The 16,514-nt window shown below is 71.0% G+C and carries 14 protein-coding genes and 1 pseudogene; 9 read left to right on the top strand and 6 right to left on the bottom strand.

Translation table 11 applies throughout. The annotated features are described in order from the left end of the window. Positions 1-3 precede the first annotated feature (3 nt). Positions 4-753, bottom strand: a complete 750-nt coding sequence (locus tag CTZ28_RS30115; protein WP_183154659.1) for a FadR/GntR family transcriptional regulator — start codon at positions 751-753, stop codon at positions 4-6. Between the two features lie 178 nt (positions 754-931). Between CTZ28_RS30115 and CTZ28_RS30110 the strand changes: the two genes are divergently transcribed. Both CTZ28_RS30110 and CTZ28_RS30105 read left to right on the top strand, forming a co-directional pair. Continuing rightward, positions 932-2,074: a mandelate racemase/muconate lactonizing enzyme family protein gene (locus CTZ28_RS30110; protein WP_121892869.1), complete on the top strand. Its 1,143-nt coding sequence runs from the start codon at positions 932-934 to the stop codon at positions 2,072-2,074. Positions 2,075-2,118: 44 nt separating this feature from the next. Next, on the top strand, positions 2,119-2,784 hold the full coding sequence (locus CTZ28_RS30105) for a ThuA domain-containing protein (protein ID WP_121892868.1): 666 nt from the start codon (positions 2,119-2,121) through the stop codon (positions 2,782-2,784). Positions 2,785-2,846: 62 nt separating this feature from the next. On the opposite strand, the gene CTZ28_RS30100 is transcribed toward CTZ28_RS30105, so the two are convergent. Further along, positions 2,847-3,887: a LacI family DNA-binding transcriptional regulator gene (locus CTZ28_RS30100; protein WP_259471879.1), complete on the bottom strand. Its 1,041-nt coding sequence runs from the start codon at positions 3,885-3,887 to the stop codon at positions 2,847-2,849. Positions 3,888-3,907: 20 nt separating this feature from the next. Continuing rightward, on the bottom strand, positions 3,908-5,080 hold the full coding sequence (locus tag CTZ28_RS30095; protein WP_121892866.1) for a fumarylacetoacetate hydrolase family protein: 1,173 nt from the start codon (positions 5,078-5,080) through the stop codon (positions 3,908-3,910). A 264-nt stretch (positions 5,081-5,344) separates the two neighbouring features. On the opposite strand from CTZ28_RS30095, the gene CTZ28_RS30090 reads away from it, so the two are divergent. From CTZ28_RS30090 to CTZ28_RS30070, 5 genes are read left to right on the top strand one after another with little or no spacing between them, the layout of a single operon-like run. Continuing rightward, positions 5,345-6,556, top strand: coding sequence for a CaiB/BaiF CoA transferase family protein (locus CTZ28_RS30090; protein ID WP_121892865.1), 1,212 nt, complete (start codon positions 5,345-5,347; stop codon positions 6,554-6,556). Continuing rightward, on the top strand, positions 6,553-7,677 hold the full coding sequence (locus CTZ28_RS30085; protein ID WP_121892864.1) for a type 2 periplasmic-binding domain-containing protein: 1,125 nt from the start codon (positions 6,553-6,555) through the stop codon (positions 7,675-7,677). Before CTZ28_RS30090 ends, CTZ28_RS30085 begins: the two co-directional genes overlap by 4 nt. Continuing rightward, positions 7,674-8,480, top strand: a complete 807-nt coding sequence (locus CTZ28_RS30080; RefSeq protein ID WP_121892863.1) for an enoyl-CoA hydratase/isomerase family protein — start codon at positions 7,674-7,676, stop codon at positions 8,478-8,480. The genes CTZ28_RS30085 and CTZ28_RS30080 overlap by 4 nt, the downstream gene beginning before the upstream one ends. A 10-nt stretch (positions 8,481-8,490) precedes the next feature. After that, positions 8,491-9,237 (top strand): SDR family NAD(P)-dependent oxidoreductase, encoded by a 747-nt coding sequence (locus CTZ28_RS30075; protein WP_121892862.1) that lies wholly within the window; start codon positions 8,491-8,493, stop codon positions 9,235-9,237. Next, a complete protein-coding gene (locus CTZ28_RS30070; protein WP_121892861.1) occupies positions 9,234-10,301 on the top strand; it encodes an aldose 1-epimerase family protein in 1,068 nt (355 codons plus the stop codon). Before CTZ28_RS30075 ends, CTZ28_RS30070 begins: the two co-directional genes overlap by 4 nt. Before the next feature lie 52 nt (positions 10,302-10,353). On the opposite strand, the pseudogene CTZ28_RS30065 reads toward CTZ28_RS30070, so the two are convergent. The 3 genes and pseudogenes from CTZ28_RS30065 to CTZ28_RS30055 form a co-directional block, all read right to left on the bottom strand. Further along, positions 10,354-11,590 (bottom strand): annotated as a pseudogene (locus tag CTZ28_RS30065) (transposase family protein); the annotation flags it as partial. 214 nt (positions 11,591-11,804) lie between these two features. Then, a complete protein-coding gene (locus CTZ28_RS30060; RefSeq protein WP_121892860.1) occupies positions 11,805-12,863 on the bottom strand; it encodes an ABC transporter permease in 1,059 nt (352 codons plus the stop codon). 295 nt (positions 12,864-13,158) lie between these two features. Then, positions 13,159-14,007 carry an alpha/beta fold hydrolase gene (locus tag CTZ28_RS30055; protein ID WP_121892859.1) on the bottom strand — a complete coding sequence of 283 codons (849 nt, stop codon included), beginning with the start codon at positions 14,005-14,007 and terminating at the stop codon, positions 13,159-13,161. A gap of 257 nt (positions 14,008-14,264) precedes the next feature. Between CTZ28_RS30055 and CTZ28_RS30050 the strand changes: the two genes are divergently transcribed. Both CTZ28_RS30050 and CTZ28_RS30045 read left to right on the top strand, forming a co-directional pair. Then, entirely contained in the window at positions 14,265-15,161 is an 897-nt protein-coding gene (locus tag CTZ28_RS30050; protein WP_183154657.1) for a VOC family protein, read from the top strand. After that, positions 15,161-16,510, top strand: coding sequence for an aromatic ring-hydroxylating dioxygenase subunit alpha (locus CTZ28_RS30045; protein WP_121892858.1), 1,350 nt, complete (start codon positions 15,161-15,163; stop codon positions 16,508-16,510). The genes CTZ28_RS30050 and CTZ28_RS30045 overlap by 1 nt, the downstream gene beginning before the upstream one ends. The last annotated feature ends 4 nt before the right edge of the window (positions 16,511-16,514 follow it).

Here is a 16,514-nt window from a genome sequence, read left to right as displayed (position 1 = left end):
GCCCTACGCGCCCGGCACGTCGGCCGGACGGCGGCGGGCCCACGACGACGTGATGTGCTCGCGCATCGCCTCGGCGGCCGCGTCGCCGTCCCCCGCGAGCACCGCGGCCGCGACCCGGGCGTGCGCCTCGTGCGTGAGCTCGATGTCCTCGCGCGTCGGGTCCCCGCTGTACTGCGGCGAACGCACGGCCTTGCCCTGGATGCTGGAGACGATGGCCCGTCCGAACGCGTCCCGGGAGGCGCGGTGGATGATCTCGTGGAACTCGATGTCCGAGCGCGAGTAGGCCTCGGGATCGTTGATCAGGCCCGCGAGTTCGTTGAGCTTGGCCGAGAGCGCCGCCGACTGCTCCTCGTCGATGCGCCCGGCGGCCCGGGCGGCCATCGCGCACTCCAGGGTGGTCCTGATCTCGATCAGGTTGTCCAGGTAGACCAGGCGGTCCTTGCGCTGGAACAGCGCGTCGAGGACCAGCGGGTCGAGCAGGCTCCACTGGTCCTGGTCCAGGACGACGGTCCCCCAGCCCTGACGGGTCGCCACCAGTCCCTTCTCGGCGAGCGTCGTCGTCGCCTCCCGGATCACGGTCCGGCTCACCTCGTACTCCTCGCAGAGGTCACCCGCCGACGGCAGCGCCGTGCCCGGCGGGTACTCACCGAGCACGATGGCCGTCGCGAGGCTCCGGACGACGGCCGCAGCGAGCGGCGGCCGGCGTCGTTGAGGGCGGGACACGGCGGTGGTGTCCGCGGATGGCTTGATCATCTGGTCAGAGACTCCCAATGTTCGTGCAGGTTCGCCCGGCCCCCGCTGTCCAATGACCCAAGGCTAGCCGAAGCTGCTAAGGTCATCACTCGTATCACAAGTTATGACTTGGCCGTGGGGCGCGCCGGCCGGGAGCGGGTGCCGCGCGGGCGCCGCGCGCAGACCAGGGAGAAGCGCGATGCGAATCACCGGATACCGGTCCCTTGCCACGGTTCACGAGTGGGGACGACCGGTGGGCGACGTGAACGGCGTCGTCACCGCCGGCGTCACCGAGGTGCCGGTCCTGCTGGTGGAGACCGACGAGGGCCTCACTGGCGTGGGCCTCGGCGACCACGCCGACGTGGAGCGGGTCTTCCCCGCGCTGGAGGGCCAGGACCCCCGAGCGGTCGCCTGGCTCTACGACAGGATGCTCGCCCACGTGTTCAAGTCCGGGCACGGCGGGCATGTGTTCGGCACGATCGGCGCCCTCGACATGGCGCTGTGGGACCTCAAGGCGAAGATCGCCCAGGAGCCGCTGTGGCGGACGCTGGGCGCCGCCGACCGCTTCGTTCCGGGTTACGCCTCCGGCCTGGACTACGCGCTGACCGACGACGAACTCGTCGCGTTCCACGAGCGGTGGGCGCGGCGCGGATTCACGGGCGCCAAGGTCAAGGGCGGCCTCGACGTGGACCGGGACGTGCGGCGCCTGGCGGCGGTCCGCGACGTGTTCCGGGTCAACAGCGACCGTCCCGCGCTCATGTACGACGTCAACGAGTCCTGGGGACGGCACCAGGCGGTGCGCCTGGCCCGGCAGGTCGAGGAGCGGGTCGAACTCACCTGGATCGAGGAACCGGTCCGGCGCTGGGACGTGGCGGGACATCGCGCGGTCGCGACCGGCATCCGTGCCGCCGTCGCGACCGGGGAGAACCTGACGGGCCTCGAACACTTCCGGCCGCTGCTGGCCGCGGACGCGGTGGGGGTCGTGCAGACCGGCGCCGTGTGGGGCATCACCCACTTCCTGCGCGTCTCCACGCTGGCCCTCGGGCACGGCGTGCCGGTGAGTCCCGTCGGGTACAACGCCAACCCGGTCGCGCACGCGGCGGCCGCCGTGCCCAACCACCTGGTGACCGAGGTGCAGGACCTGTCCTTCCCGGTCGGGCTGCGGGTGGACCAGGAGATCGCCGACGGCGGGATCGTCCTCGGCGACGCCCCGGGCCTGGGTATCGAGGTCGATGAGGACCGGATCGTCGCGCGGGCCGCGTCGGGCGGGTGGTCCCTCCCGTCCGGACCGCACGTCCGTCCGGCCGACGCCGGCCTCAGACTCGCACCGCAGGCGCGATGAGGACGCGTTGAGGACGTATTGAGGACGTGAGGAGGGAGCAGGACATGAGGACGCGAAAGGCCCTGGTGGTCCGCGGCGGGTGGGAGGGCCACGACCCGGTCGGCTGCACCGAGGCGGTGCTGCCCGGACTGGAGCGCGCGGGGTTCGAGGTCAAGGTCGCCGAGGACCTGTCGGTGTACGAGGACCCGGGACTGCTCGCCGCCACCGACCTCGTCGTGCACTCGTGGTCGGCGGGCGGGCTGACGGCGACCCAGGAGGCGAACCTGGTCGACGCGGTCGAGGCCGGCACCGGCTTCGCCGGCTGGCACGGGGGCGTGGTCGCCACGAACGTCGCCAACCCCCGCTACCTGCGGATGGTCGGGGGCCGCTTCCTGTGGCACCCGGACGGCTTCCAGGAGTTCACCGTGCGGATCGCCGCCATGCCGGACCGGGACGGCGAGATCACCGAGGGCATCACGGACTACGACGTCACGACCGAGCACTACTGGGTGCTCACGGACTCCCTCAACACCGTCCTGGCCACGTCCGTGCTCACCCCGGGCGCGGCCGACCCGTGGGACGGCCCCGTCGAGTTCCCCGTGGTGTGGACGCGACGCTGGGGAGCGGGGCGGGTCTTCGTCTGCACCCTCGGACACCGCGTCGCGGACCTCCGGGTGCCGCAGACGGCGGCGATCGTCGGCCGCGGGCTCCTGTGGGCGGCGCGCGCGTGACGCCCGGGGGTGTCCGGGCCGTCCGGCGCTCTCACCCGCGACGGCCCGGTACCCCCCGCGTGTCAGGTGCTCTCGCGCGCGACGACCCGGTACCCGACGTCCCGGTGCGGGACGTCGACCGGGGCACCGCGCATCCGCATGAGCAGCAGTTCGGCGCTCAGCTCCCCGATCCGCGCGCTGGGTACGGCCACCGTGGTCAGCGCCGGGACCAGGTGCCGGGCGAGTTCGAAGTCGCCGAAGCCGGCCAGGGCGAGCGTGCCCGGCACGTCGATGCCGCGCCGTACACAGGCCTGGAGGGCGCCGGCGGCGAAGACGTCGCTGGAGAACATCACGGCGTCGGAGTCCGGGTGGCGCTCCAGTGCCAGGTCCAGCAGGGCGACACCGGTGTCCATGGTGACCGGCTCGGGACCGGCGTCCACGGTGCGCGGTTCGCTGCCCAGCAGATCGCGGACGGCGCGGGTGTAGCCGTCGAGGCGTTCCGCGGCCCGGGGGTCGCCCGAGGTGTGCCGACCGGCGAAGGTGATCCGCCGCCGGCCGCGCTCGACGAGGTGGCCCACCATCGCCGCTGCCGCCGCCGCGTTGGAGAATCCGACCAGCAGGTCCACCGGGTCCTCGGACCAGCCCCAGGTCTCCACGACCGGCACCCCGGCCGCCCCGAGCAGCGTCAGCGTGCCCGGGGTGTGGCGGGTCCCCACCATGAGCAGTCCGTCCGGCCGCCGGCCCAGGAAGCTGCGCAGCACCTCCTCCTCGTGCTCGGGCCGGTAGTCGGTGGTGCCGACGAAGATCTGGTAGCCGTGGGCCGCCAGTGCCGTGGAGAAGGCGTGCACGGTGTCGGCGAAGACCGACGCGTTGATCTGCGGCACCAGGGCGGCGACGGTGCGGCTGCGGTTCGACGCCAGGTTGCTGGCGGCCAGGTTGGGCACGTAACCGGTGGCCGTGAGGGCCGCCTGGACCCGCGCGCGTGTCTCGTCGGACACCGACAGGGGGTCGCGGACGACCCGGGAGACCGTCTGGGCCGACACCCCGGAGGCCGCCGCGACGTCGGACAGGGTCACCGAACGGGTCGCGGATCGTTTGCGGGGACGGGGCGGCGGCTGGGTCACGCCGGAAACGATATCGGCCGTCACAGTGCTCCCCGCGCCACCAGCGCCCGCATCAGATCCGCGATGCCGAACGTCCACGGCACGCACGCGTCGCTCGGCCGGATCCGGTTGACGAGCGTGCCGAGCTTCGGCGTGGCGATGGCGACCAGGTCGCCGTCGTGATGCGTGAACCCCTGTCCGGGCGCGTCGCGGTCCTCCACGGGCGCGAACATCGTGCCGAGGTAGAGCACGGCGCCGTCGGGGTACTGGTGGTGCGGGCCCAACAACTGCCCCACGAGGTCCAGGGGGTCGCGACTGATGGCGGCCATCGAGGACTCGGCGTCCAGCCGGTACCCGTCGGCGCCCTCGACGGTCAGGGTCACCGTGGCCCGCCGTACGTCGTCGATGCGGAAGTCCGGTTCGAACAGCCGCAGGAACGGGCCGAGGGCGGCCGAGGCGTTGTTGTCCTTGGCCTGGGGCAGCAGCAGCGCGGAACGGCCCTCCACGTCACGGAGGTTGACGTCGTTGCCGAGTGTCGCGCCGACCACGGCCCCGGTGGAGGAGACGGCCAGCACCACCTCCGGCTCCGGGTTGTTCCAGCGCGAGCCGGCGTGCACCCCGGCGTCGGCGCCGCTGCCCACGGCGGCCAGCACGGGCGCCTTGGTGAAGATCTCGGCGTCGGGGCCGATGCCGACCTCCAGGTACTGGCTCCACGCTCCCTGCGCGACCAGGATCTCCTTGAGCGCGGCGGCCTCGTCCGAGCCGGGCCGCAGTGAAGCGATGTCGTCGCCGACGAGCCGGCGGATCCGTTCCCGGGCCTCGGCGGCACCGGCGGCGTCACCGCGGACGCGTTCCTCGATCACCCGCTCCAGCATCGAGACCACGAAGGTGACTCCGGCGGCCTTCACGGCCTGCAGGTCCACCGGCGCGAGCAGCCACGGCCGGCGCGGGTCCTGGGCGTCGACGGGCGTGTTGGCCAGTACCTCGTCGAGTCCGGCGATCCGCTCGCCGCGGGCGGCACGCAGGCGTGCGGCGGGATCCGGCGTCTCGCACAGGTCGCGCACGGTCGGGAAGGCCGCGGTGACATCGTGCAGGCCGTCCTCGCGGACCGCCACGACGGACGGCCCGAGGCCGGGACGCCAGACCCGGCCCACGAGCGCGCCCGCGGTGCCGTCGGCGGGCAGGGTGGTCTCGGCGTCCGGCCACTGGTTCATCGGGTTCCTTTCGTGGATGCCCCGGCCTCCTCCAGGAGGGGGCGATGCAGTCCGGGCAGGGGCGTTGACACTGCGAGCGACGCCCGCCTAGCGTGCATGTTAGCGCTGCCGATAGCGCTAACAACAGGGTCTGGGCGGTGATTGCCACGCACACGGACGCGGCGGCGTCGCACGACGGCCCGCACGTCCTCTCCTCCGGTCCCCTCCCGCCTCGACCGGCGCCCCCGTCCGCGCCGGTGCCGCCCGCCGCCTCCAAGGAGCCCCATGACCTCGCGCGACAAACCCGGCGTCCTGGCCGGGTACCGGGTCCTCGACTGTTCCATCGCCATGGCCGGCCCGTTCGCCGCCCAGCGCCTCGGCGACCTCGGCGCCGACGTCGTCAAGGTCGAACCGGTCACCGGGGAGTGGCAGCGCCACGCCGCGGCCGGCGGGGCGGCGGGCAACCGAATCAACGTCTCCTTCCTCTCCCTGAACCGCAACAAGAGATCCCTCGCCGTCGACCTCAAGGACCCGGCGGGCAAGGAGGTCCTGCGCCGCCTCGTCGCGGGCGCCGATGTCTTCCTCCAGAACTACCGGCCAGGCGTCGCCGACCGGCTCGGCGTCGACTACGCCTCCCTGGCCGCGATCAACCCCTCCCTCGTCTACGTCTCCATCTCCGGGTACGGCGAGGACGGCCCCTACGCCCAGCGCCCGGGCCAGGACCTGCTGCTCCAGGCGATGTCGGGGGCCATGCTGTCCAGCGGCCGCTCGGGCGAGGCACCGCGGGCGGCGGGCCAGTACCTCGTCGACGCCGTCACCGCCTCCACCGCGTTCGAGGGTGTGCTCGCCGCGCTGCTGCACCGCGAACGCACCGGCGAGGGCCAGCTGGTGACGGTGAACATGCTCGACGCCGTCACCACCCTCCAGATGCAGGAACTCTCGGTCCACACCGTCGGCGGGCTGTCCCAGACCCGCTCCGCCGAGCCGCACGCCCACGTCTACATCCGCTCGCCCTACGGCGCCTTCCAGACCTCCGACGGCTATCTCGTCCTCGCCTTCCCCCCGTTGAAAAAGCTCGGCGAGATCCTCGGCGAGGACACCTTCCGGTCCATGGAGGACGAGGAGCACGGCTGGACACACCGCGACGAGATCTTCGCCCGAACCGCCGCCCGGCTGCTGACCCGGTCCTCGCGGCACTGGCTCGACGCCTTCGCCGCCGCCGGCATCTGGGCAGGCCCCGTCTACGGCTACGCCGACCTGGTCCAGGACCCGCAGATCCGCCACAACGGCACCTTCGTCACCTACGACCATCCGACCGAGGGCCGCGTGACCGTGCCCGGCTTCCCCTACAAGTTCTCCGCCACCCCGCCCCGCATCGACCGCGGCGCCCCGCTCGTCGGGGAGCACACCCGCGAGGTACTGACCGAAGCGGGCCTCGCGGAAGAGGAGATCGAGGAACTGCTCGCCACCGGCGCCGTGGCGGAGACGACCTCATGACGCAGACCCGACCGACGCACACCGGACCCGCGTACACCGGACTGACATGGGACCACCCCCGCGGGTACGACGCCCTCGCCGCCTCCGCGGGTGGCCTCGTCCACTGGGACGTACAGCCGCTGGAGGGCTTCGAGTCCCACCCGATCGACGAGTTGTGCGCCCGCTACGACCTCGTCGTCCTCGACCACCCCCACCTCGGCGAGGCTCTGCACACCAGGTGCCTGCGGCCGCTCGACGACCTGTTCACCCCGGAGGAACTGGCCCGCTGGGGCGCCGCCTCCATCGGCCCCACCATGCGGTCGTACGCCATGGACGGCCGTCAGTGGGCGCTGCCGCTGGACGCCGCCACCCAGGTCGCGGCCACCCGGACCGACCTCGTCGGCGCGGCGCCCCGCAGCTGGGACGAGGTCCGCGGCCTGGCCCACCGGGCCCCCGTGGCCCTGTCCCTCGCCGGGCCGCACGCCTTCCTCACCTTCGCCTCCGTCGCAGTCGCCATGGGAGAGGAGCCGGCCACCGACCCCGACGAGCTGATCGGCGACGACACGGGGCTCGCGGTCCTCGACCTGATGGCCGCCCTCGATGCCCTCGCCCCACCCGAAACCCGCACACTCAACCCGATCGGGTTGCTGGAACTCATGGCCGCCACGGACCGGCTGGCACACTGCCCGCTGGTGTACGGCTACGTCACCTACGCCGACCGCCTGACCTTCACCGACGCCCCCAGCGTGACGGCGGGCGGGCGCCCGGGCTCCACGCTCGGCGGCACGGGAATCGCGCTCAGCGCCCGCTGCACGCCGTCCCCCGAACTCCTCGCCCACGTGCGCTGGCTGATGTCCCCCGCGGCACAGGGCAACTTCCTGCCTCGGCACAGCGGACAGCCAAGCGCCCGCACCGCCTGGACCTCCCCCGAAACCGTCGCCGCCGACTTCTACCGACGCACCGCCGCCACCTGCGAGCAGGCCTGGGTGCGCCCCCGGCACGCCGGCTACATCGGCTTCCAGACCGCCGCGTCGGCCACCGTGCGCGCCGCGCTCGCCGGCGAGACCGACCACCGTGAAGCACTCGCCCGGATACGCACCCTGTACCGGACGAGCCGGACCCCCAAGGAACGACAGTCATGACCGACACCGGCCCCCTCGAGCCGCCCGAACTCGGCACTGAGCACGTCCTGCTGGACGTCTCGGACCGCGTCGCCACCCTGACCCTGAACCGGCCCGCCAAACTCAACGCCGTCACCCCCGAGATGTCCCGTGCGTTGGTGCGGGCGATCGAGTGGTGCGACGCCACGGACGACGTCCGGGCCGTGGTCGTCACCGGCGCCGGAGAGCGCTCCTTCAGCGTCGGCTCGGACATTGGCGCACTCGACCAGTACGCCACCCCGTGGGACTTCCGCAACCGCGTCGACTACTGCGACGCCATCCGCACCGCCCGCACTCCCACCGTCGCCGCGGTCGGCGGCTACGCACTGGGCGGAGGACTCGAAACCGCGCTGTCCTGCGACATCCGGCTCGCCGCGGACACGGCGTCCTTCGGGGCCCCGGAGATCACGCTCGGCTGGATCGGAGGCGGTGGCATGGCCGCCTTCCTCAGCCGCGCGGCCGGGCCGAGCAACGCGGCGCTGATGCTGCTCACCGGCGAACGCATCGAGGCGAACAGGGCACTGGACTGGCACCTGGTGAGCGAGGTCGTGCCCCGCGCCGGGCTGCTCGACCGGGCCCGCACCCTCGCCGCCGTGATCGCCTCCCGCGCCCCCGTGGCGGCCGAGACCGCGAAGATCAACCTGCGCGCCGCCGGGAACCTGCCCGAGGACCAGGCGCTCGCCTACGAGCGCGACCTGCAGACCATCTGCTTCGCCACCGAGGACGCCGCGGAGGGCCGCCGCGCGTTCACCGAGAAGCGCAGCCCCGTCTTCCGCAAGCGCTGAGAGGAACGTCATGAAGCAACCCCGAGCCGCACTCGTGACCGGTGCCGGCGGCGCCCTCGGCCGGGCCACCGCCGTCCGGCTGGCCACCGACGGACACGACGTCGCCGTACTCGACCGCGACACCGAGTCCCTGGAGAGCACCGCCGCGCTGGTGGAGAAGACCGGCGCGCGCGTGCTCGCGCTCACCACCGACCTGCGCGACGCGCAGGCGATCGAGGAGGCCGTCGGACGGACGGTGACCGAACTGGGCGCGCTGCGCGTGCTGGTCAACAACGCGGCCGTGTACCCGAGCCGGGCCTTCCTCGACGTACCGCTCGCCGAGTACGAGGAGGTCGTGGCGGTCAACCAGCGTGCGTACTGGGTCGCCGCCCAGGCCGCCGCGCGGCACATGACGGACGGGGGCGGCGGGGCGATCGTCAACGTCGCGTCGATCACCCTGCACGGCGGCTGGGACTCACTGGCCGCCTACATCTCCACCAAGGGTGCCGCCGTCGCCCTGACCCGCGCCCTCGCCCGGGAACTGGGTCCCGCCGAGATCCGCGTCAACTGCGTCTCCCCCGGAGCCTTTCCGACCGCGGCCGAGAACATCCACGAGGACCCCGAGGCCTACCGGCACCACGTGCTCGACCACCAGGCCCTGAAGCGGCGCGGGCGGCCGGAGGAACTGGCCTCGGTGGTGTCCTTCCTCACCGGCCCCGACGCCTCGTTCGTCACGGGTCAGTGCGTCGAGGTCAACGGAGGGTGGGTGATGGCGTGAAGCTGTACGGACGTTCCCACGACCAACAGTCCCTCGCCCGGCACGCGGGCGACCTGAGCGCGGCGGGCGGGGTGCGGTCCGTCGTCCTGGACGACGGCTCCGAACGCGGCGTCCGCACGCTGGAGTTCCGGACCGGTGCCGGACTGTCGTTCGACGTGCTCGTGGACCGGGCCATGGACCTCGGCGGGGCCGAGTTCGAGGGCCGGGGCTTCGGCTGGCGCTCGGCGACGGGCTTCAGGCACCCCGGACTGCACGAGTACCGCGACGACGACGGCCTGTCCATGATGCGCAGCTTCTCGGGGCTGCTGCTCACCGCGGGCCTGGACCACACGCTCTTCGGCGCCGAGGTGGACGCCTCGCAGTACCGCTATCCGCCGCGGCGCACGGCCGTGCACGCCCTCCACGGGCGGGTCGCCAACCTGCCGGCCCGGCTCACCGGGTACGGCGAGCGGTGGCAGGACGACGGCCGCTGCGTGCTCTGGGCGGAGGGCGAGGTGCGCCAGGCCGCGATCTTCGGGGAGCACCTGCGGCTCACCCGCCGCATCGAGGCCGACCTCGGCGGCAGCGAGATCCGCCTGATCGACCGGGTGCGCAACGCCGGCTTCGACCCGACACCGCACATGTACCTGTACCACGTCAACGTCGGCTGGCCCTTCCTCGACGAGGGCGCGCGCTACGAGTTGCCGCCGCACCGCACCCTGTGGCGCAGCAGCAGCGTCGCCGAGCAGGGTGTGTCCCACACCGAGATGCCCGCCCCGCTGCCGGGCTTCGTCGAGCAGGTCTACGAGCACGAACTGGAGCCCGACGCGGCGGGCCTGGTCCGGCCCCGCCTGGTCAACGAACGCCTCGGCGTCTACTTCGAGTTGGAGTTCGACACAGCCCAGTTCCCGTCCTTCTTCCAGTGGCTGCACCTGCGCGAGGGTGCCTACGCGGTCGGCTTCGAACCGTCCACGCACCATGTGCAGGGCGAGGCCGCGGCCCGGGAGGACGGGTCCATGACGTTTCTGTCCCCCGGTGAGGAGCGGGAGTACACGACCACGTTCCGGGTGGGCCACCTGGGCTGACCACCGGATCGCGGCTCGGGCGGACACGGGGGCGCGGCGCGTCACGGCCGGCGTTGTCGGCGTGCGGCGTAAGGAGCGGGGCGACGTCCCTGATGCTGGCTGCCAGTTGGGTCATTTCAGGGCAGGCAATGGTGATCTTCGCCAGGAGCTGGTGTTGCTCGGCCTTGAGGTTGTCGGGTCTGGTCAGCAGCATCCTGGCGAGCCTGCGCGGGGAGATATGGCTGCGGTCGGCGTCCGCACGGCCCTGGTTGATGTACTTGTGCCAGGGGGTTCAGGCAGCCCGTGAAGCCGAGGGCTTTGATCTCTTCGAAGAGGTGCTTGACGGGGACCCCGGGGTCCCCGGCCAGGCGTTTGCGCAGGTGCTCGCGGTAAGGGTCGACGAGGCCGACGCGGTACTTGGGGACGCGGAGCACGCGCTCGGGCCGGTCGGCGCGTGGGTAGCGTTTGACGGTGTTCAGGGCCAGTTGGAGGCGGCGGGCACATTCGAGCAGGCCGACGCCCTGGTCGAGCAGGCCGTGGACCTGGTGCCAGCGTTCCAGGGTGGTCTGGGCGCGGGGCCCGTCGTAGATGGGTGCGTCCAGCACGGTGGCCCAACAGGTGCTGTGCGCCTTGACCTCGCTCAGGACGGCTTCGCACAGGTTGTGCCACGCATGCCACCGGTCCGCGACCTGCACCGCGTCAGGCAGGGCACGACGGATGGCTCAGCGTAGGTCGCCGAGCCGTCACGGCATACGATCTCGACGCCCGGATGCTCGCGCAGCCACGCCTCCAGAGTGTCAGCAGCGGTGCCGCCGACGCAGTGCGAAGTCGTCGACGCCGATCACACGGGACATCCGCCCCGTGGGCAACGGGATCCGCAGCAGGGCGCGCAGGGCTGTGTGACGCGACAGGCTCATTGCCAATATCGCCGGCAGACGTGCCCCGGCCCGGCCCGCCAACTCCTTGACCACGGCCTTGACTTGCCTGGTCAGGCGGGTCGTACGTCGCTGGTACCGGCCCAGCACACCGGGCACCTGTTCGCGGAAGGTGTGGCGACAGCCGCGGGTGGGACACACCAGACGCCGCACCCGCACACGGACCACCACCCGTCGTTCATCGACCGGCACGTCCGCGATTGTCCGCCAGTGATAGCCGTGAACGCGTTGCGACGGAGCCCCGCACGCCGGGCAGACCGCAGTGTCCCGCCCAGTCCGTGCCCGCACCACGATCCGCACACCCTCGTCGACCACATCCTCGATGACCAGCGGGGACAGGCCCGAAAAGACCGCCTGCGCGAAGCAGGACCGGATGCATGGCGCCCGACAGTTCAAACCACTCCTCGGCCTGGTCCCACTGGATCACCTCGGCCGACTGACCGCGGTACTGCTGAAGGTGGAGTGCCTGCCGCATCATCGCCCCGACGAGGCAGGAGCGATCAAGTGCGCCGAGGCGACTGGTCACCGTCTCGGGCAGCCACTTGCACTTCCGTTGCAGGGTCGCCTACGGCCTTGCAGCCAGATGTGCTCAGACGACGGGGACACCGCTGTCGACGACCGGCTCCTGCCGAGCGGCCGGATCCCTGGGGGCACGTGCGCTCCGCCGTCCGAGGACGGCCGAGAGGGCGGCAGCGAGGACGACCCAGATGCCGAGTTGCAGCAGCCAACGGGCCACGCCGTGTCCTTCGAAGTACACGATGGACCGGAGCGTCTCCAGGGTTCCGGATCCGAACCAGACAAAGTGGATGAACTGCCAAAAGTCAGGCAGCATGCTCGCCGGCACCGCTCCGCCGGCACTGGGGAAGTTCAGGAAGACCACGAGGGCCATGACGAGCATCATGGCGTTCGCGCCGAGGAGTTGCTGGCTCAGGATCCCGATGGTGCCGCACAGGAAGGTATAGGCCGCGGCGACCCCGAGCACCTGCGCCATTCCGCCCAGGCCCAAGCCATAGGTGCCCAGGAAGTACGAGGCGATCGCGAAGGCGATCACCGGCCCCACCGCGGACGCGCCGGCGATGACGGCGTATTTCGTCCGCAGCCGCAGGTGCGCTGCGGCCTGGGTGAGGATCGTGCTGGTGAGATAACCGGCCATACTGCAAATGATCAAGAAGTAGAAGATCCCCGTGCCCGTGGTGTCGGTGCGGGGAAGCGGGCTGACGTCATCGGTGGCCATGGAGAGTTTCGCCTGGGTGGCGATCGCCGAGCCGGCCTCGGTCACCGCCGCCTTGAGCGATGCTCCGCCACCGCCGGCGACGAGGACCGTCACGTCCCGGCCGATGATGACCGCGCCCGCCGCCTGGCGGTTTTCGACCTGAGTGCGGGCCTCACCGGCGTCGACCACGGTGGTGATGTCGAAGGCACCGGGACTGGCGGTGTCCAGTGCTTGTGCGATCGGTTCGGTGGTCGCGGCGGGACCTGCCAGCACGAGCCGCAGATCGTTGGGGTGGGGCGCATGGAAGGCGCTGACGTAACAGAGGCTGAACATGATCACGAAGTAGAGCGGGAAGGACGCCAGCGCCTTGGCGATGATCTTGGGTGGGACGGTGACGGTGGGGCGCGCGGTCTGCTGGTCGGTGGGCGATGACAATGGGGTCCCTCGTACGCTTCCTGATGAGAGCTGGTGGGTGCCGTCGACTGCGCCGACTCGGGAGCCGTGGGTGCGGACGACGGGATGAACCCCGGCCAGGCCGCCTGGCCGTTGGCCCGGGCCGAGGTCGGGGTCGGGGCCGGGGTGAGAATCGGGGGCCTTGGTCATCTGGCTGATCACCGTCCGTATGCCCATCGTAGGAGCGGATCGGCATGCCTCAGCAGGTCGGACGAACCGCCGCTCTTCAGCACGGCATGACCACCTCCCCTGCCTGCTCATCCAGGCGTTCGGCGGGTCACTGGCCGACGACGAAGCCGGAGACCAGCCGGTTGAACTCGGTGGCGTGCTCGATCTGGGCCCAGTGGCCGCAGCGGTTGAACAGCACCATGCGGCTGTCGGGGATCCGAGTCACCAGGTGCAGGCTGTTCTCGTAGTGGACGACCCGGTCGTCGCGCCCGTGGATGATCAGCGAGGGGGCGATGATGGCGCCCATCCGCCCGGCGAGCTCGAAGTACGGGGGAATCCTGGGCGGTCCGTCGAACTGGGAGTTCCAGCTGTCCAGGTGCTCGGGGCGTGCCAGCGCGGCGGCCGACCGTGCCTGGGCGAGCTCGTCCGTGGCTACCTGCTGATCGAAGCACATGACCTGGACCAGCCGCTTCATGTTCTCCGGCGTCGGTTCCCGGTAGGCGTGCATGAGGATCTTGAGGCCCTCGGTGAGGCCGCTCGGGGAGAACGCCCCCTGCAACGGCGCCGGCGTGCCCATGGTGATCAGGTGCGAGACCCGGTCTGGGTGCAGGATCGCGGTCGATACGGCGGTCGTCCCGCCCATCGAGTTCCCGACCAGGGCCGCCTTGTCGATCCCGAGCTTGTCCAGCAGATCGACCAGAACCCGTACATGGTCGCGGCCGGTCTCCTCGGTCTGGGTGTCGCTCTCACCCCACCCGGGCATGTCGACCGCGATCACGCGGAACTTCTCCGCCAAAGGCCCGATGTTCGGGGCGAAGTTGGTCGTTCCCGTGGCTCCCGGCCCGCTGCCGTGCAGCAGCACGACCGGGTGCCCGGTGCCGGCCTCGACGTAGTGAACTCGGAAATTCGGGACGTCGACGAATCCGGCAGCGACCTGAACGGCGTTGGTATCAGTCATGTCCTTCTTCTACGGCCATCCGGGCGGGGCGGCCCGAAGGTGTTCCGGACACCGGAACCCTGGATTCGTCGCCTGCCCGGCTCCCGCCCCGGCACTGGGACACCGGCCTTGGCGCCGTGACGCCGCACACCGTCGTCTTCCGGGCCCACGCCGAGGATCCGTTCCGGCCGCCGGAACGCCACAGCGGCAGGACGTGCCCGGCGGCACATACTCCTCGGCACCGGCGAGTGCGCCGCAGAGCCTCCCCAAGGAGAACCATGAGCAAGATCGAATCCCTCGGCTATCTGGTGGTCCGTGGTCCGCTGGACCAGTGGAAGGAATTCGGCACCAGCGTGCTCGGTGCGCAGCTGGTCGCCGGACCCGACGACTCGACCTTGATGTTCCGCACCGACGAGCGCGCGTTCCGGCTCGTGGTCGAGGACGGGCAGGCCGGGCCGGACTCGCTGCTGGCGATCGGGTTCGACGTCGCGACCCTCCAGGCCCTCGACGAGCTCGCCACCACCTTGACCGACCGGGGGATCAAGGTCGACGAGAACCACGAGCTGGCCCGCGCCCGCCGCGTCCAGCGCCTGATCACGTTCAGGGACAACGACGGCTTCCTGATCGAGGCGCACGTCGGTCACGAGCTCAGCAACGAGCCGTTCGTGTCGCCGCGCGGCGTCAGCTTCGTGTGCGGCGACCTCGGCCTGGGCCACGTCTTCCTGTTCGCGTCTGACGCGCAGCAGTCCTCTGCCTTCTACCAGGACGTACTCGGGTTCCGTCTGTCCGACACGGTTGCCATGGGCGACAACGAGGCCTACTTCCTGCACTGCAACCCCCGCCACCACACCGCGGCCTTCGGGACCTTCACCGGCGTGCCCGCCGGGATCGGACACCTGATGATCGAGGTCGGCACGCTGGACCAGGTGGGACGGGCCCTGGACATCGTCCAGAAGAGCTCCTACCCGGTGCAGATGAGCCTCGGCGAGCACACCAACGACCGGATGACCTCCTTCTATGTCGTCACCCCGTCGGGCTTCGCGATCGAGTACGGCTACGACGGCCTGCTCGTCGACGACGCGACGTGGAAGGTCGGCCGCCATGACGCGGGCAGCATCTGGGGCCACCAGTTCAACATGGACTCCCTGGCGGCCATGGCCGGAGGTGAGGCGTGATGACGCCGCCGGTCAACGAACTGGTCGACGCCGACCGCGGTTACATCAACCCTCTGGTCTTCACCGACCAGGGCGTCTACGAGCAGGAACTGGAGCAGGTCTTCGGCCGCAGCTGGCTGTTCCTGGCCCACGGGTCGCAGGTGCCCAAGCGCGGCGACTTCATCCAGACGTACATGGGCGAGGACCCCGTCCTGGTGGTCCGGCAGAAGGACGGGTCGGTCAAGGCGTTCCTCAACCAGTGCCGCCACCGCGGGATGCGCATCTGCCGCAGCGACCAGGGCACCAGCAGGACCTTCACGTGCAGCTATCACGGCTGGGCCTACGACCTGGAGGGCAACCTCGTCAACGTCCCGCAGGAGGAGCGGGCCTACCGCAACGAGATCGACAAGAGCAAGTGGGGCGCTCTCAAGGTCCCGCGGATCGCCGAGTACAAAGGGTTCTACTTCGGCACCTGGTCGGCCGACGTCCCGGAGTTCGAGGACTACCTCGGCGATATGGCCTACTACTTCGACGCCGTCTTCGGCCGCTGGGACAACGGCGTGGAGCTCGTCGAGGGAACCTCGAAGTGGGTCATCGACTGCAACTGGAAGTTCGCCAGCGAGCAGTTCGCGAGCGACATGTACCACGCCGAGGTCTCCCACGCCTCCGCGCTGATCGCCCTCCACGAGGACCCCGCGTTCTGGGCCGGGACGAGTCACCAGACACTGATGCCGGGCCGCCAGTTCGGCGGCAACGGTCACGGCTCGGGGAGCTTCTGGGCGGACTCGATCGGCTTCTCCGAGTCGATGTACAACAGTCCCGCACTCAGCGAGTGGGTCACGGCGAACGCCGACGAGGCGCTCCGCAATGTCAGCGAGCAGCAGCTCCTCAAGGTGGCCGGGCACAACACGATCTTCCCGAACTTCTCGTGGCTGGCCGGTCCCGCCACCATGCGAGTCTGGCACCCGCGCGGGCCGGGCCAGATCGAGGTCTGGGCATGGACCTACGTCCCCAAGGACGCACCCGACGAGGTCAAGGCCGCTTACCGGCGTATGACCCAGCGGACCTTCAGCCCCGCCGGCTCCTTCGAGACCGACGACGGCGAGAACTGGACGGAGATCCAGCAGGTGCTCCGCGGGTGGAAGGCCCGCAACAACACCTTCAACGCCCAGATGGGCCTCGGGCACGACGAGCGCGACGTCCACGGGCTGCCCGGCAGAACCAGCGACGCCCTCAGCGAGAGCGCGGCCCGGGGCTTCTATCAGCGATGGAGCGACCTCATGGCCGGGCTGTCCTGGTCGGACATCGCCGAGCTCGACGCTGCCCGCCAGGCCAAGGAGGCCCTTCACCAGGAGGTTCAGGAAGCGTGACCGC

Source organism: Streptomyces shenzhenensis (assembly GCF_003688995.1).
GTDB lineage: Bacteria > Actinomycetota > Actinomycetes > Streptomycetales > Streptomycetaceae > Streptomyces > Streptomyces shenzhenensis_A.
This window is presented reverse-complemented; position numbering and strand designations above follow the sequence as displayed.

What these genes read in the sequence shown, in the direction of transcription:
- CTZ28_RS30050 (WP_183154657.1), top strand. Translation starts at nt 14,265, where the DNA reads ATGAGCAAGATCGAATCCCTCGGCTATCTGGTGGTCCGTGGTCCGCTG.
- CTZ28_RS30110 (WP_121892869.1), top strand. Translation starts at nt 932, where the DNA reads ATGCGAATCACCGGATACCGGTCCCTTGCCACGGTTCACGAGTGGGGA.
- CTZ28_RS30080 (WP_121892863.1), top strand. Translation starts at nt 7,674, where the DNA reads ATGACCGACACCGGCCCCCTCGAGCCGCCCGAACTCGGCACTGAGCAC.
- CTZ28_RS30085 (WP_121892864.1), top strand. Translation starts at nt 6,553, where the DNA reads ATGACGCAGACCCGACCGACGCACACCGGACCCGCGTACACCGGACTG.
- CTZ28_RS30075 (WP_121892862.1), top strand. Translation starts at nt 8,491, where the DNA reads ATGAAGCAACCCCGAGCCGCACTCGTGACCGGTGCCGGCGGCGCCCTC.
- CTZ28_RS30090 (WP_121892865.1), top strand. Translation starts at nt 5,345, where the DNA reads ATGACCTCGCGCGACAAACCCGGCGTCCTGGCCGGGTACCGGGTCCTC.
- CTZ28_RS30115 (WP_183154659.1), bottom strand. Translation starts at nt 753, where the DNA reads ATGATCAAGCCATCCGCGGACACCACCGCCGTGTCCCGCCCTCAACGA.
- CTZ28_RS30045 (WP_121892858.1), top strand. Translation starts at nt 15,161, where the DNA reads ATGACGCCGCCGGTCAACGAACTGGTCGACGCCGACCGCGGTTACATC.
- CTZ28_RS30095 (WP_121892866.1), bottom strand. Translation starts at nt 5,080, where the DNA reads ATGAACCAGTGGCCGGACGCCGAGACCACCCTGCCCGCCGACGGCACC.
- CTZ28_RS30055 (WP_121892859.1), bottom strand. Translation starts at nt 14,007, where the DNA reads ATGACTGATACCAACGCCGTTCAGGTCGCTGCCGGATTCGTCGACGTC.
- CTZ28_RS30105 (WP_121892868.1), top strand. Translation starts at nt 2,119, where the DNA reads ATGAGGACGCGAAAGGCCCTGGTGGTCCGCGGCGGGTGGGAGGGCCAC.